The 15201-nt window shown below is 59.9% G+C and carries 11 protein-coding genes and 3 pseudogenes; 8 read left to right on the forward strand and 6 right to left on the reverse strand.

The features are described from left to right. Positions 1-60: 60 nt before the first annotated feature. The 6 genes and pseudogenes from AC0L2A_RS05155 to ftsH all read left to right on the forward strand — a co-directional run bounded on the left by AC0L2A_RS05155 (position 61) and on the right by ftsH (position 6630). Positions 61-1173, forward strand: coding sequence for a glycosyltransferase family 2 protein (locus AC0L2A_RS05155; RefSeq protein WP_353842965.1), 1113 nt, complete (start codon positions 61-63; stop codon positions 1171-1173). A gap of 44 nt (positions 1174-1217) precedes the next feature. Then, complete coding sequence (locus tag AC0L2A_RS05160) at positions 1218-2948, forward strand: ABC transporter ATP-binding protein (RefSeq protein ID WP_473607865.1); 1731 nt, start codon at positions 1218-1220, stop codon at positions 2946-2948. 110 nt (positions 2949-3058) lie between these two features. Continuing rightward, positions 3059-3481 (forward strand): NAD(P)-binding domain-containing protein, encoded by a 423-nt coding sequence (locus AC0L2A_RS05165; RefSeq protein WP_473607866.1) that lies wholly within the window; start codon positions 3059-3061, stop codon positions 3479-3481. A gap of 109 nt (positions 3482-3590) precedes the next feature. Next, positions 3591-3872 (forward strand): annotated as a pseudogene (locus tag AC0L2A_RS05170) (imine reductase family protein); the annotation flags it as partial. A gap of 95 nt (positions 3873-3967) precedes the next feature. Further along, on the forward strand, positions 3968-4480 hold the full coding sequence (locus AC0L2A_RS05175) for a GFA family protein (protein WP_473607867.1): 513 nt from the start codon (positions 3968-3970) through the stop codon (positions 4478-4480). A gap of 239 nt (positions 4481-4719) precedes the next feature. Continuing rightward, the gene (gene ftsH, locus AC0L2A_RS05180; protein ID WP_473607869.1) at positions 4720-6630 is read left to right on the forward strand and encodes an ATP-dependent zinc metalloprotease FtsH; all 1911 of its coding nucleotides are present in this window, start codon (positions 4720-4722) and stop codon (positions 6628-6630) included. Between the two features lie 37 nt (positions 6631-6667). Here the strand turns inward: ftsH and AC0L2A_RS05185 are convergent. The 3 genes and pseudogenes from AC0L2A_RS05185 to AC0L2A_RS05195 form a co-directional block, all read right to left on the reverse strand. Next, a pseudogene (locus AC0L2A_RS05185) lies at positions 6668-6980 on the reverse strand (glycosyltransferase family 2 protein); the annotation flags it as partial. 252 nt (positions 6981-7232) lie between these two features. Continuing rightward, positions 7233-7622, reverse strand: a complete 390-nt coding sequence (locus AC0L2A_RS05190; protein WP_473607870.1) for a hypothetical protein — start codon at positions 7620-7622, stop codon at positions 7233-7235. Positions 7623-7635: 13 nt separating this feature from the next. Next, positions 7636-8916, reverse strand: coding sequence for a polysaccharide pyruvyl transferase family protein (locus tag AC0L2A_RS05195; protein WP_473607871.1), 1281 nt, complete (start codon positions 8914-8916; stop codon positions 7636-7638). 397 nt (positions 8917-9313) lie between these two features. On the opposite strand from AC0L2A_RS05195, the gene AC0L2A_RS05200 reads away from it, so the two are divergent. Both AC0L2A_RS05200 and AC0L2A_RS05205 read left to right on the forward strand, forming a co-directional pair. Further along, a complete protein-coding gene (locus AC0L2A_RS05200; RefSeq protein WP_473607873.1) occupies positions 9314-9535 on the forward strand; it encodes a hypothetical protein in 222 nt (73 codons plus the stop codon). A 662-nt stretch (positions 9536-10197) separates the two neighbouring features. Continuing rightward, positions 10198-11007: pseudogene (locus AC0L2A_RS05205) on the forward strand (ATP-dependent metallopeptidase FtsH/Yme1/Tma family protein); the annotation flags it as partial. A 241-nt stretch (positions 11008-11248) separates the two neighbouring features. Here the strand turns inward: AC0L2A_RS05205 and AC0L2A_RS05210 are convergent. From AC0L2A_RS05210 to AC0L2A_RS05220, 3 genes are read right to left on the reverse strand one after another with little or no spacing between them, the layout of a single operon-like run. After that, positions 11249-13033 (reverse strand): ABC transporter ATP-binding protein, encoded by a 1785-nt coding sequence (locus AC0L2A_RS05210; RefSeq protein ID WP_473607874.1) that lies wholly within the window; start codon positions 13031-13033, stop codon positions 11249-11251. After that, positions 13033-14049: a glycosyltransferase family 2 protein gene (locus tag AC0L2A_RS05215; protein ID WP_473607875.1), complete on the reverse strand. Its 1017-nt coding sequence runs from the start codon at positions 14047-14049 to the stop codon at positions 13033-13035. Before AC0L2A_RS05215 ends, AC0L2A_RS05210 begins: the two co-directional genes overlap by 1 nt. Before the next feature lie 46 nt (positions 14050-14095). Further along, positions 14096-15199, reverse strand: a complete 1104-nt coding sequence (locus AC0L2A_RS05220; RefSeq protein WP_287238576.1) for a glycosyltransferase family 2 protein — start codon at positions 15197-15199, stop codon at positions 14096-14098. Positions 15200-15201: the final 2 nt, after the last annotated feature.

Below are 15201 nucleotides of genomic sequence, written 5' to 3' on the forward strand. Positions count from 1 at the left end.
ACGCTGATGTCACCAAGATGGCAGCAAACTATCACCACTAGATTCAGGTGCGGTTGATCCATGGCCAATCTGAGTGATGAATCCGCTGCGCTAGTATCCGTGGTGATACCGGTCCATAATGGCTGTGGGTTCGTAGAAAACGCTGTTCGATGCGCAGCGGAGCAGACATGGCCCTCAATTGAGATCATCGTGGTTGATGATGGGTCGACGGACGCCACCGCCAGCGTCGTGCGTGAGTGTGCTGCTCGCGACAAGCGAGTGCGATTGATACATCAGGCGAATGGAGGCGTCGCTGTCGCCCGGAATGCCGGGATCGCGTCTGCGCAAGGCGATTACGTTGCTTTCCTCGACGCGGATGACCTCTGGCACCGTGAAAAGATTTCTAAGCAGATGGAGGTCATGCAGCGCGGGGGCGCCGACATTGGTATAGTCTACTGCAGGTACCGAGAGGTCGATTCCGATGGAGCGATTATAAATAGCCCACACTTCCCACCCTATGAGGGGTACGTTTACCCATTGCTCGTTTTGTTCAATTTCATGGGCGGGGGCAGCGCGGTATTGGTAAGGCGGAAATGCCTGCTGGAGATAGGAGGATTTGATCCCAGTCTTCGGGCCAGGGGAGCACAAGGGGCAGAGGACACAAGGGCGTTTCTCGCCATCTCGGAGCGATACACGGTACGAATAGTCGATTCCTATCTCATGGGGTACCGCCTCTCGGATGGCAGTATGTCTAGCAATATCTTCAAAATGTTTAAATCGCGGCAGATTGTCCTGCGCGAAGTACGGAATCGGCACCCCGAACTCCCGGCCTTTCTCTTCCGCTGGGCGGTGGGCGAGAACGCTAGCTGGCTAGCAGAGGGGTCGCTGCGTGAAGGGAAGTTTCGTCAAGGCCTGGCGCTTCTAGCGAGAACGATATTGATCGATCCTCAATCCGCATTAAATTTGAGAATAGCGCGATCGTTGACGCGAGGGATTTCGCGCCGACTGAAAGATTGGTTCGGCTGGACGTCTTCAGATCACTCCGTCAAAAGCAAGAGACAGCATATCCGCCATTTTCATGAAATATCGCCGGAGGAGGGATTGCAGACTGAACCGCGTATTCCGGATAGGCACGACCGACGCCGGGCGGTAGCCGCACGATTGGCCGTTGCTGGCGTGGTACCGACATCGTGAACCACGCCTACGCATATTTCCTAAGATCCTTTCTGAGACCACACTTGTGGGCATTCCCAACACTGGTCATGCTCGGCGTAGCTTCTGCTGCGGTTGAGGGCATCGGGGTTGCGATACTCGTTCCGCTTATATCCTACCTGTTTCGATCGCCCGATGTGGCTGTAGTATTCCCTTTACTTGGTCGCGCAACGGATATTTGGCCGGCAGCTAATCAGACAACCGTTTTACTATCATTGCTATTTGGTGTATTACTCCTGTTCGCAAGCAAGGCTGCTATTCAATACTTATATTCTTTTGTTGCGCTAATTATCAGCAAAAAGATTGTTTTAGACCTGCGTGCGTCACTATTTGACAGTTTGCTTCGCGCCGATTTTCAGTTTGTCAGCAGTAGCAGTTCTGGCCGAATGTTCAACATCGTCCAGGGAGAGACGTGGCTCGCAGGTGAGTTCGTGGTTGCAGTAGCGAAAGGATTAGTTAGCCTGTTCTCCATTACTGCATTTTGCGTAATTCTATTTCTTCTGTCTCCGCGACTGACTGTAGTCTCCCTAGCTGGTTTAGCGCTCATTGGTGTTGTTACTATCATTCTTACTAGGAGAGTGAGGCGTCGAGCCGCTATCGCAAAAGAAACCAGCGCAGAGCTCTCATCGAGGCTGATCGAAACGTTGGAGGCTCTAAAGGTAATTAAACTATTTTCTCGAGAGAAGCGGGAGTTTAGAAGATTCGCTAATATAGCAGCGCGTGATCGTGCAGCGTCAGTTGACGTGGAAAAAGCTGCCGCGATAATAGGCCCCATTACAGAAGTTCTTTTTGCGCCGCTCCTTTTGGTTATCGTAGCTTATTCCTGGAGCATGGGTATCCCCGCGGGTACGCTAGTCGCCTTTCTCGTCCTTCTGTACCGACTGCAGCCTCACGTTCGAATGCTGAATCATGTGCGAGTCGAATTGTCCCGAGCTTTGCCGACGCTGGATCATATCAGGGACGTGCTTCAAAAGCCGGAGGAATCAAGCGGGTCACGGGCATTCAGTGGGCTGGCCAGGAGCATTCGATTTGAGAACGTGAGCTTCACCTACGTGGGTAGCGACACGGCAGCTATTTGTGACGCAAGTTTTGAAATAGTGAAGAACCGTCTGACTGCATTCGTCGGCTCTTCTGGATCTGGAAAAAGTACTGTGGCAGCTCTGTTGTGCCGTTTTTTTGACCCCACCCGGGGTACGATGTTGGTCGATGAGGTAGATGTTCGTTCCATTAGATTAACAGACTGGAGAGAGCGGATCGCATTTGCCGGGCAGGACGCTGAACTTCTTGGGGACACTATTTTAGATGTGATAAGCTATGGAGCAGAAGATTGGGATCGCGACAGCGTGCAAGATGCCGCGCGGGCTGCGCAGGTTCACGAGTTTGTTGCCCTCCTTCCGGATGGGCTTGATACTCCAGTCCGTAGGCGAGGTCACCGTTTTTCAGTAGGTCAGCGACAGAGAATCGCTATTGCCCGAGCATTGAGAAAAAACTCAGAAATCTTGATCCTGGATGAGGCGACAAGCGCCTTAGACGCTGCTTTGCAAACAGCAATAGAGACTAGCATAGACGAGCTAAGGGGCAAAAGGACGATCGTTGTCATCGCACACCGTCTCAGCACGATACAGTCTGCCGATCATGTTATTGTTCTGCATCAGGGCCGAGTTATTGAACAGGGGTCTCCTAGAGAATTGCTCAGCGACGAAGACAGCTCGTTCTACCACATGTGGAAGTTGGAGCATGCCGGCGCTTCGCGCTAACAGGTATTGGAGTTCTTGAACGCAGCGAGAATTTATATCTTCCGATCGAGCGCGCCGAACATAAAACGGACCCTCGTCGAAAGGGCCATCAGTCTATCGGAGAAGTAATTATGACATCGAATGTCTGCGTGCTCGGCGCGGGCCGAATGGGCTCGTCCATTGCTCGAACGCTGCTCGATCGCGGCTATCCAACATGGGTCTGGAATCGGACCGCGGCAAAGTGCGATCCATTGGCGGCCCTTGGCGCGAAGGTAGCCCCTTCAGTGGAGGATAGGATCCGAGCGGCCGACGTCGTGATCATCAATGTTCTCGACTATGCCGCCAGCGACGCTTTGCTGAAGCGGGTTGGCATCGCTTCGGCATTGGCCGGCAAAGCCGTCGTGCAACTCACCTCCGGCTCACCGCGTCTGGCGCGGGAAGAAGCCCGGCTGGGTGGAAGCGCATGGTGCCGGCTATCTGGACGGAGCGATCATGGCCACTCCGGACTTTATCGGCAAATCAGAGACCGCACTGCATTATTCGGGTTCCCGTGACGTTTACGAGAAGCACAAGCCCCTGCTTTTCGCACTCGGCGGCGCCACGAGCTATGTCGGGGAACTGCCGGGTCAAGCCTCAGCGCTTGATACCGCTCTGCTCACGCAGATGTGGGGCGGGCTCTTCGGAGCACTCCAGGGCATGGCCGTCGCCGAGACCGAAGGTCTCGACCTGGCGACGTTCAGGAACCATCTTTCCGGATTCAAGCCTGTTGTCGATGCCGCTCTGTTCGACCTGGTGGATAGAACGAATGCACGCCGTTTTGCCGGCGACGACGCGACGCTGGCGTCGTTGGGCGCCCACTACAGCGCCTTCCAGCATCTGCTTGAGGCATGCGAGGAGCGAGGGCTCGACGCGGCTATGCCGCGCGCCATGGATATGATCTTTCGACAGGCGCTTTCGCTCGGGCGCATAGAAGATGATTGTGCATCTCTGGCACCCCTGTTTCGAAATGGCTCGTCGCGCCACAGCCGGGAGACAGCGGAATGCATAGCGGCAACACAAAGCGAACCGCAACCTGCTCATGCCGGAGCGTGGAACTTGTCCTCGCCGGCGAGCCGCGACGCGTCTATGCGTGCAGTCGCATGGAGTGCCAGCGCTGCACCGGAACGGCGTTCTCGTACCGGGCCATCTACGCCGGTTCTGCCCTCGTCGACCAGAAAGGCGAGACCAGATCCTGGCGCAGAACCGGCTCGTCGGGACAATGGCTGGAGCAGACATTCTGCACCACATGCGGCTCGGTCGTCTTCATGCGGGCAGAAGGGCTCAAGGATGCGCTGTCGGTATCGGTCGGCTGCCTGGAGGACCGGGAATTCCCACCCCCGATAATGCTCCATGGCCTCAAAGAAAGCATGGATGGCTTTGTTTGGAAGGCGTGCCCGAAGCAGCCGCCTCTTGAGGAGCGGATCACCAAACGATGCCTGGCTTGCAGCAGGCTCGGCATCGTGAGTTCGGCAACGTCTCCTTCGGCAATCGATTTCCGTTCAAGACGGTCCTGATTGGGCGGATAGCTGTCGCGGGCGACTGCGAATCCCAAGGCTCCCTCGCAGCACTCCTTGCAACACTTTGCGCTCCCCGACGTTCTCCCAAGGCACGCTCCGAAGCCGATTGTCGCGGCTCCAATGGCAAATCCAATTGCTGGAGCGAGGGAGCCATAACGGCTTCGCGGCTGGCCACGCCACCCCGCGGGCGGTGGCGGTTCGGCGACCTACTTCGATATGACGCTGGAGGAGACGCCATGGACATGGGCAACAGGAAGACGCAGTTCAATATCTGGTACTGGATCGTCGCCTTCGTCGGGCTGATGATGTTCCAATATGTCTACACTGCCACGCAGAATATCGCGCAGATTCCCTACAGCCAGTTTGAGACCCTGCTGCGCGACGGCAAGATCGCCGACGTGCAGGTGTCCGATCGCTTCATCCAGGGCCGCTTCAAGGAACCGCAGGACGGCAAGCCGCTGTTCATCACCACGCGCGTCGAGCCGAATCTCGCGCGGCAGCTGCAGGAACACGGCGTCACCGTCACTGGCCAGATCGAAAGCACCTTCCTGAGCGACCTGCTCTCCTGGATCGTCCCGATCCTCGTCTTCTTCGGCTTGTGGATGCTGCTGATGAGGCGAATGGGTGGCGGTTTGATGCAAATCGGCAGGAGCAAGGCCAGGGTCTATGTCGAGGCCAATACCGGGGTCAGATTCGAGGACGTGGCGGGTGTCGATGAAGCCAAGGCCGAGTTGCAGGAAATCGTGGATTTTTTGAAAAGCCCGCAGGAATACGGCCGTCTTGGCGGGCGCATTCCCAAGGGCGTGCTGCTGGTCGGACCGCCCGGCACCGGCAAGACACTGCTGGCGAAAGCCGTTGCAGGCGAGGCAAAAGTTCCGTTCTTCTCGATCTCGGGCTCAGAATTCGTCGAGATGTTCGTAGGCGTCGGCGCCGCCCGTGTGCGCGACCTGTTCGAACAGGCACGCGCCAAGGCCCCAGCGATCATCTTCATCGACGAGCTCGACGCGCTGGGCCGCGCCCGCGGTGCGAGCCCGATGATGGGCGGCCACGACGAAAAGGAGCAGACGCTCAATCAACTCCTGGTTGAGCTCGACGGTTTCGATCCGAAGATCGGCGTCGTGCTGCTCGCCGCGACGAACCGCCCGGAAATCCTTGACCCGGCACTGCTTCGCGCCGGCCGTTTCGATCGGCAGGTGCTGGTCGACCGCCCGGACAAGCAAGGCCGCGTCCAGATACTCCAGGTCCACATGAAGAAGGCGAAGCTGGCAGCGGATGTCGAGGCCGAGAAAGTTGCCGCGCTGACGCCGGGCTTTACCGGCGCCGACCTCGCCAATCTGGTCAACGAGGCGACCCTGCTTGCCACGCGCCGGAAGGCAGATGTCGTGACGATGGACGATTTCAACAATGCGGTCGAGCGCATCGTGGCGGGGCTCGAGAAGCGCAACCGGCTGTTGAACCCGAGGGAACGTGAGGTCGTCGCCTATCACGAAATGGGCCATGCTCTGGTAGCCATGGCGCTGCCCGGCGTCGACCCGGTGCACAAAGTATCGATCATCCCACGCGGCGTCGGCGCGTTGGGCTACACGATCCAGCGGCCGACCGAGGACCGATTCCTCATGACTCGCGAGGAACTGGAGAACAAGATGGCGGTGCTGCTCGGCGGCAGAGCGGCCGAGCAGATCGTGTTCGGGCATCTGTCGACGGGGGCCGCCGATGACCTGGCCAAAGTGACCGATATCGCCCGCGCCATGGTTACGCGTTATGGCATGTCGGAAAAGCTCGGCCAAGTGGCGCTGGAAAAGGACCAGCGCTCCTTCCTGAGTCCCAACCCACTCGCCGGCGGTCCGTGCGAGCACGATTACGGCGAGGCCACCGCCGAAGCTATCGACGCGGAAGTTCGCAGCATCGTCGACACAGCTTTCGCGCGAACCGTCGGCCTGCTCACCGAGCGACGGGATCTGCTGGAAAAGACGGCGCGCAAGCTGCTCGAAATCGAGACGCTCAGCGAGGCTGAACTTGCATCGCTCGTCGGAAACCTCTCGGCACCGGATCGTGCGACAACGGAGGCATCCGATCCGCAATCGGGGAAGCGACCGGTACGACGAGGCAAGGCTGCGGCGACAAACGTCTCGCGCCCGGCCGAGTGATGACCTTCCTCGTCCCAACGTGGTCCCCAGGTCCCAACCACCGCTCGTCCAAAAGCCCGATACGGGCTGCAAGATCGCCGTACATCGTCATGTTGCAGCCCAGGACAAAGCCGCCGGGATGGACATCAGGGTCAGTCGCTCGCGGACCGGCGACCGTTTGATCGTGAACGGCAGATCGCTGGCATCGCCAATCTGGACGCGGCCTCCCAGGTGACCCGTTCCCAGTGGCATAGTGTCGCTGCCAATCACTGAGATAGTCGCCGAGGACCTGGCAATCATCAACAACGAAGACCGGCACGGCCTCTCGCACGCGCCCGGCCGGCGTTGCGGGCCGCCGCCATTCGGCGCCGCGCGGCGGCGCCGGTTGACCAATAAGGCAGCGTTACGCGACCGATCCTTGTCTGTTTTTCGGATTTGGCATTGCTTCGTCAAGGTCCGAACCCGTCAGCTACGATAGGCCAGGCTGAATGACCGATATCATTTGCCTCGAATTCGCCCCGATCTGCGATGGTTGACCCGCCTTGATGGCATGTTCGCTTTCGTGCTGGCGACGCCGGAGCGGATCATCGCGGCGCGCGACCCACGCGCGGCATCAAGCCGCTCTACGTGGCGCGGCTCGGAGAGGGGCTCGCCTTCGCGCCTCCGAGTTGAAGGCCTTCGACGGGATCGGGGTCGAGCCCGTCGAGGCAATCCCGCCCGGCGCCCTGCTCGACAGTCTTCACGAACCGCGGCGCTGGTTCGCACGCCCCACGGCGATGCCGAGGGGACGGGGTGTATTGGCAGCTTGGGTCGACATGACGTTGAAGCTTGCCCATTCCCAGGCCAAACTCGATCACCCTCGCCCCAGGTAGCACTAACCGGGCAATGATTTTCGTCCTTTCCTCCCAGTCCTCGAATTCCGATGCATCGGTCCACCGCTCAAAGTCGGTCTTTCCGAACAGCTTGCATCTGAGCGCTTTTAGTCTTGTCGACCAACTGTTGTATTCCAGCATGGCGGCCCCTGATTCAGCCTTGGTCCCCGATCGCGTCGCGAATGCGACGGTAAGCGGTATGGCCGGCAGCGATTTGAGCTTCGGCCCTGGCCAATATCGCCGGGCGAATAGCGGGCGCCTCTTCCCACAGGCGCCGGAGCGCCGATCGAAGCTTCTCGGCAGAGTTCGGATGATCGAGTGCCACCATCTCGCAGCCCGTGCCGAACATATCGGCGAGGCCAAGGAACTTGTCGACATAGTAGTCGGATCTGGCTAGCCCGATCGTCGGGATACCGTTGGCCAACGCGAAAACGCCGGCGTGGTAGCTGCCAGTGACTACGACCCGACAGCGCTGGATTTGCCGAATGAGGTCGATCGGTGTGCGGATCGCGAGTGCCCGGTTCAGCTCGGTCTCATCGGTGGGCATCAGTCCACGAATTGCGTCGATGTCCGCTTCGCCAGGCACCCATGAGACTGGAACGGCGATCAAGGGTGCCTCGAGCGAATCCGATGTGGCGCCTAAGACATGTCGCAGCCCTTCGAGAATATCCGCTGATACTCCTGAATAGGAGGAAAGACGTAGATTGACGCCAATGCCGGTGCCAAGCTCATCCACTCGCATCTCATGCGCCATTTCGATGGCGTCATCGCCGGTTGCGCAGATCCTGTCCTTGGAAACACCCAGCTCCGCGAGCAGAGGAAGCCCGGCTCGCGTTTCGCGAAGCGCGATCAAGTGGAGCCTTGGCAATATGGCCGATGCACGCGCTTTCAGCTCGGCATTGGCAAGCGGGCCCATCCCCTGGCCGACCATGACCACCGGCCGTCCTTTCCTTGCAAGCGCGAGATTCAGAGTTTCGAGTACCGACAGGGCATATTCTGGGAAAGCGTCTGTGATTCCGCCCATTCCACTTACAAGCACAAGGTCTGCCCTGTCCACAGCATCGGTGAAGCGAAGAAGTGCCGCGCGCGCATCCGGCATGTGCCTAAACTTAAGGCGCCAGAACAGAGAAACGAGCCTCGGCGCGTGTCGGCGAATGCGATCGGGCCAGTGCTTGGGCACGAACCGCTTCAACTTGGCCGGCCTGAAATCAGGCTTGAGCCATAGGGCGCGCCCTTCGGCGGACAGGGGGGTGGCAAAGGGACAGAAGCGGCGAAGGGCGTCCGGATCGTCAGTCAGAACGTTGATCGTCGAATTGTCGCACAGCCGCGCAAGCCGCTCCGTGGCAGCATAGAGCATCGCCATGTCACCGATATTACGCAGCACATAGTCGCTCGGCTCTACGAGTATCTGGATTGGGCGATGATTAAAGGGCATCCTTTTCCCCTAGATCCGAGTGGGGACCGAAGGTTAGCACAACGTCTGAGGCAATCGAGCCCATTTGCGCGACGCCGGATTTTACTGACACGTCTGCTTGGATCAGATCACGATGATGCTTGCGCCGACCTGAAGATCCGCTCTTGATATTCGAGGCCAGAAGCGGCGGGTCTGCTACCGGCCCCAAATCTACCCCAGAGCTGTAGCTCGGGCATTGTTCGTTTCTCCATCGGCCAATCAACGCCAAGGAGAACGGAAATGGGTTACTCTCAATACGATCCTGCAATTCAAGGACGCGCTGCTTGGAATGCCGGAAAGTCAGTAGGCACGAAGCGGCCTTTCACACAAAAGCAAATCTGGGCGATCCGCTTCTTCCTCGATCGCGAAGGACGCCTTCGTGACCGGCCGCTGCTGTCACGCGATCGAACTGAACGCAGCCTATGTCGATGTCGCGGTGCTGCGTTGGCAGGACTTCACCGGCCAGGCAGCAGTGCTGGAGGGCGACGAACCGACCTTCGCCGAGATCGCTGCGGCAGAGCTGGAGGAGTGGCATGACCAGGAGGGAGCTTGCCCGGGTTTGGCCACCGACTCGCGATGCTGCTGGCCTTGCCGGCCATAAGCCAATGAGCCCGGTCGAAGCGATTCGACGAGAGTGCCTGGACTGCTCAGGCCAGCATCTGGACGAGGTAAAGCTCTGCGAGACGGTGACCTGTCCGCTCTGGCCATTCAGAGCCGGCCGCCATCCCTACACCAGAATGTGCCTCCTGGAGGTCAATTCTGAGCAACGGCCCTTTCACCGGCACTCCGGTGGCCCAAAATCGCTCTTCGTCGGGAATTGGCCTCCAGCAGCATGATTGCCGGGAAGGCGAGGCCAAGGCAGGCTAGGCGGCGAGTGTGGTATCTGGTGAGGCAGGCTGATGGCCCACCCCAGCCATCAGCCCGATGCTTTTCATCGCCGTCAGGTAGAGGCGCTGGCAGGCTAGGGGCAAGGTTGCACGCCGGCTCAGCCGGTTGACCCAGGTCCGCAGATTGAACACGTCGACTGAACGGCATCAGCCGAACACCCCGACTACGAAGGTGATCGCGGATCCGCGGAGAAGGTTGGATTTCAGGTCCTCTCCCTCCGCAACTCGTCACATTTCGCATTCCATCGACACCAAGTACCCGGAAAACCGCGCGTATCGGGAGCGAAGCGATCATGACAGCGTTGGTTGATGCGCCTGTTCAGGGGGAACTAATATTGCCTCGGGGCGCGGCGGATCCGCGCCGCGTTCCGGATCCCGGCCGGACAAGCAAGGCCGCGTCCAGATACTCCAGGTCCACATGAAGAAGGCGAAGCTGGCGGCGGACGTCGATCCCGAGAAGGTTGCCGCGCTGACGCCGGTTTTTACCGGCGCCGACCTTGCCAATCTGGTCAATGAGGCAACCCTGCTCGCCACGCGCCGGAGGGCCGATGTCGTCACGATGGACGATTTCAACAATGCGGTCGAGCGCATCGTGGCCGGGCTCGAGAAGCGCAACCGGCTGTTGAACCCGAGGGAACGCGAGGTCGTCGCCTATCACGAAATGGGCCATGCCTTGATAGCCATGGCGCTGCCCGGAGTGGACCCCGTGCACAAGGTATCGATCATCCCGCGCGGCGTCGGCGCGTTGGGCTACACGATCCAGCGGCCGACCGAGGACCGCTTCCTCATGACCCGCGAGGAACTGGAGAACAAGATGGCGGTGCTGCTCGGCGGCAGGGCGGCCGAGTGGATCGTGTTCGGGCATCTGTCCACGGGGGCCGCCGACGACCTGGCCAAAGTGACCGATATCGCCCGCGCCATGGTGACGCGTTACGGCATGTCGGAAAAGCTCGGCCATGTGGCGCTGGAAAAGGACCAGCGCTCCTTCCTGAGCCCCAACCCACTTGCCGGCGGTCCGCGCGATCACGATTACGGCGAGGCCACCGCCGAAGCTATCGACGAGGAGGTTCGCGGCATCGTCGACACAGCTTTTTCGCGAACCGTCGGCCTCCTCACCGGGCGACGGGACCTGCTGGAAAAGACGGCGCGCAAGCTGCTCGAGATCGAGACGCTCAGCGAGGCCTAGCTCGCATCGCTCGTCGGAAACGTCGCGACACCGGATCGCACAGCGGCATCCGAACCGCAATCAGGGAAGCGACCGATACGGCGAGGCAAGGCTGCGGCGACAAATTTTTCGCGCCGGGCCGAGTGACGGCCTTCCTGTCCCGACGTGGTCCGGAGTCGACTGCCGAAAAACCGCAGCCCCACATCAGAGATACTGCCTGCGGCGGGAAGGCGACCGCGGCAAGCAGAATCGCAATCCCTCATCAATCTATTGATTCATGCTGGTAAAGCTCATCCATGCTGAGCGTCGCCAGAGCTGCGAAAGGCGCCTGCTTTTTCACGCGACCGCCGCTGAGGATCACCACGTCGTCGCAGAATGAGATGGTGCTGTGATGATGACTGATCACTATGGTCGTGCGGCGGCCTGCCCTCGACTTCAAGGTCTCGACAATTGCCGCTTCCGACAGTCCGTCCACCGCATTGGTAGCTTCGTCCAGGATGAGGATATCGGGATCGCGCACCAATGCTCTCGCCAGTGCGATCCGCTGCCGCTGTCCGGCTGAAAGATTGACGCCCCTGTAGCCGACGACCGTCTGGTAGCCTTGCGGCAGATGTTCAATGAATTCATGCGCTTCGGCCAGCTTTGCAGCACGCTGGGCGTCGCCGGCCGAGGCTGCGTCCTGCCCGTAGATTATGTTCTCAAAAATGGTGCCATCCACCAGTTCCAAATCCTGGCTGGCAAGTGCGATATGCCTTCGCCAGTGGCTGGGATCGATCTGGTCGAGGGGTGATCCATCGACGAGAATTCTACCGGCATCAGGCTCGACGAAGCGGCACAGGAGATTGACGATCGTCGTCTTGCCTGCGCCTGAGCGGCCGATGAGCGCCGTCGAGCGGCCGCTGCGGATCTCGAATGCCGCCGAATGCAGCACCACCGCACGCTGGTCCTTGCCGGAATAGGTAAAGGTCACGTCATCGAACTTGATCCCTTGCGCCAAGCCCTGGAACGGTCGGTGTCCTCGCGGAGGTTCGGGCTTGTCGGTCGGGTCCAGCATCCAGACCACCTCTTCAAGCGATCCGCTCAAGCCTTGCAGCTGGCTCCAGGCCATTTGCAAGGCCCGCATATACGGCTGCAGCCTGTAGAGCAGGATGACGAACGCGACGATCAGCGGGAAACTCACGCCCACGAACCAGGCTCCGATCACTACCGCCAGAAACAGCATCGCGTGGAGAATCTCGGTCAGCGGCGGCAACGCGCCCTGACGCGTAAGCAGGACGAAAGCAGCCCGGCGAACCGCGTCCGACGCCTGATCGAACGTCGCCTTCTCGCGGCTCTCCTGTCCGAAAATGCGGATCAGACGCCCGGCATGCACGAGGTGGAGCATCTGCGATGCAAGATCGCTGTTGCGCGAGGCGACGCTGCGGCTGGGCGCCTTCAAATTGGCTGACAGCACGGCGTGCGCGATCTGAACGACGACCAACCCCAGCGTGACCAACAGTGTCATCTGCCATGAAAGCAGCAGCAGAAAAGCCAGCAGAATGATTGCGGCCGATGCGCTGACGATGGCCGTCAGCATGATCTGGATCGCATCCGATGCCCGCCAGGATTCGTTGGAGATGATGTTGAGCAGCCGTCCGGGACTTTGCTGCAGGAAGAATGGATAACCGACCCGCAGCAACTGCTCCGACAGTGCGCTGCGGATCGAATGGCTGGCCTTGCCATAGATTAAGGTCGTCAGCAGCGTGTTTGCGAAGGCGAAGACGTTCTTCAGGACGATCGAGCCGAGAATGGCGGCCGAAATGACGATCAGCCGTTCGCGCTCGCTCAGGTCAGATCCGAAATGCTGGAGCACGGCAGAAAAGCCGGCCATTCCGGTTTGATCCCCCTGGCCCATGATGATGCCCAGCAAGGGGATGATCAGGCCTATGCCGAAGCCTTCAAGAGCCGCGCTGACAAGACCCAGCATCACCACGGCAGGAAGCAGCCGCAGTTGCTTCCTTCCAAGCGCGCGGCGCAGCATCGGCAGGCTCGGCGGTACCAGTCGCATTATGGCGTATTCACCCTCGCCTCGGCATTTGCCTGTTGATGCTGTGCTTGTTGATCCTGCCGCACTTGCGGCGCCTCTGGCCGTCTCGCCAACGAGAGAACCGCGAACTTGGCCGCGCCGAGCAGATTCATGACGACGATCGGCCAGTGCGACAGCTTGAGTTCGCAATCGAACCGAGGCCCCTTCACCAATTCCCGGAAAGCCGATCGCACGGCCCAGTAGAAATGGCGAAGCAGCCAAGGCGCATGGCGAACATGTTTCAGGCACAGCCCGCCATTGCCCAGGCAGTAGTCGCGGTGGAGCTTTTCGATCGCCTTGTGATCTCGCCGGCCGTGATGGTGGAAAATCGTCATGTCGGGCACATATTCGACCGGGATTCCGAGCAGCACCGCTCGCACAAGATAGTCCGTATCTTCCGCGGAGCGCAGCGGGCCGCCTGCGCCGAACCGCTCGTCGAAAAGGCCGATACGGGCAGCAGCATCGCGGTGCATCGTCATGTTGCAGCCGAGCACAAAGCCGCCGGGATGAACATCCGATGTAAGCCGCTCGCGGACCAGCGATCGCTTGATCGTGAACGGCAGATCCCTGGCATCGCCGATCTCGACGCGGCCTCCCCGGACGACCCGTTCCCCGGTCCCATAGTGTCGCTGCAAATCACTGAGGTAGTCGCCATGGACCTGGCAATCATCATCGACGAAGACCAGCACACGGCCCCGTGCGCGCGCCAGACCGGCGTTGCGGGCCGCCGCCAATCCGCGTCGTGGCTCGCAAACAGCCGTAAATGGCATGTCCGACAGTTCGGCGATGCTGGCCAGGCGTTCTGCCGTGCGGTCAGTCGAGCCGTTGTCGACAACCACGAGTTCGGCCGCGAAGGCAGGATGGGCACGGCACGCGGCCTGGATCGACTTGATGCAAGGCTCGAGCACCGCAACGCGGTTGCGCGTGCAGACGATGAAGCTGACCTCCGGCGCCGGGCCGTGCTGCGGCCGGGGATCGGCCGAAATGGGCGCAAGCATACTCGAGCGACTGTGCTCCAGAGGCTGGTGGGATTTGACTGTCATTCTAGCTCGACCCAAGGGAAGGCAGAACCGCCGCGGCCGGCACGGATTGCAAGTACCGCGACAAGGCGTCTACCTGCCTGGTCGCCGACATCGAGACGAGACTGAACCGCGGCGCGTAGGCGCCGGCACGCAATGCGTACCGCTCGCGACGCCGAATGCGGTCCCATTTGGCAGTCCGCGTCAGGAACTCATGCGTCAACAGCGGTTGCATCTCATCGCCTACGAGTTGGTAGAGGAAATAAAACAGGTTCAGCGTGCCGGCCTCATAGCTCGGCCTCGTTTCCGCCGGCAGTCCGGAAATCCTCTCCTGCAGCGCAAGCATCCAATCGGCGGCACGGCGGACCGTGTCCATTGAGGCAGTATCACCGATGTCGCGGAGGTCCCGCGCGTTTGGCGCGAGGCCTTCCCGCTCAAGGGTTTCGGCCACGATCTTCAAATGCGTCCTTCGCAGCTCCCGCTTGTGCCGGTTCGTCACGCTGTCGCCATGGATACGATAGGCGATCAGGTTTTCGGGGATCATAGCCGCCGGGTAACGGTCGGTGAGCCGTCTGAAGAGATCGAAATCTTCGGCATGGGTATAGCTCTCGTTGTAATATAGATCGCCGTCCTTTATGGCGTTCCTATTAAAAACTACCGTAGGATGCATGAATATCGTGAAGAACATTGATAATATGCCCAAGATATTTTCCTGAAGAACTGGATCAGGCAGGCCTTTGACGATGCGTTTGCCAAGCAGGAAATCGACACCTGCGCCGCACAGGGCGAGGTCGGGCCGCTGGTTGAAGAGTGCGACCTGACGCGATAGGCGCCAGGGATAGGCGATATCGTCGGCGTCCATCCTGGCGACCAGATCACCCCGAGCCACCGCCAGCCCTTCATTCAGGGTTGCGATGAGGCCCCGGTTTTCGCGTGAGACGATGGAGATGCGGTTGTCAGATCTGCGGAAATTCTGCAGGATCTGCAGGGAATTATCCGTCGATCCGTCATCGGTCGCGATGATCTCCAGGCGATCGTAATCCTGCCGCAGGATGCTGGCGAGCGCGGCAGCCAGATAAGGTCCGGCATTATAGATCGGCAGCAGAACGGACACCAAGGGAGCAGCCATGG

Source organism: Mesorhizobium sp. WSM4844, from assembly GCF_055811775.1.

Excerpts from the sequence above, each read along its gene's own strand:
- AC0L2A_RS05155 (WP_353842965.1), top strand. The coding sequence starts at position 61 with ATGGCCAATCTGAGTGATGAATCCGCTGCGCTAGTATCCGTGGTGATA.
- AC0L2A_RS05165 (WP_473607866.1), top strand. The coding sequence starts at position 3,059 with ATGACATCGAATGTCTGCGTGCTCGGCGCGGGCCGAATGGGCTCGTCC.
- AC0L2A_RS05175 (WP_473607867.1), top strand. The coding sequence starts at position 3,968 with ATGCATAGCGGCAACACAAAGCGAACCGCAACCTGCTCATGCCGGAGC.
- ftsH (WP_473607869.1), top strand. The coding sequence starts at position 4,720 with ATGGACATGGGCAACAGGAAGACGCAGTTCAATATCTGGTACTGGATC.
- AC0L2A_RS05190 (WP_473607870.1), bottom strand. The coding sequence starts at position 7,622 with ATGCTGGAATACAACAGTTGGTCGACAAGACTAAAAGCGCTCAGATGC.
- AC0L2A_RS05195 (WP_473607871.1), bottom strand. The coding sequence starts at position 8,916 with ATGCCCTTTAATCATCGCCCAATCCAGATACTCGTAGAGCCGAGCGAC.
- AC0L2A_RS05210 (WP_473607874.1), bottom strand. The coding sequence starts at position 13,033 with ATGCGACTGGTACCGCCGAGCCTGCCGATGCTGCGCCGCGCGCTTGGA.
- AC0L2A_RS05215 (WP_473607875.1), bottom strand. The coding sequence starts at position 14,049 with ATGCTTGCGCCCATTTCGGCCGATCCCCGGCCGCAGCACGGCCCGGCG.
- AC0L2A_RS05220 (WP_287238576.1), bottom strand. The coding sequence starts at position 15,199 with ATGGCTGCTCCCTTGGTGTCCGTTCTGCTGCCGATCTATAATGCCGGA.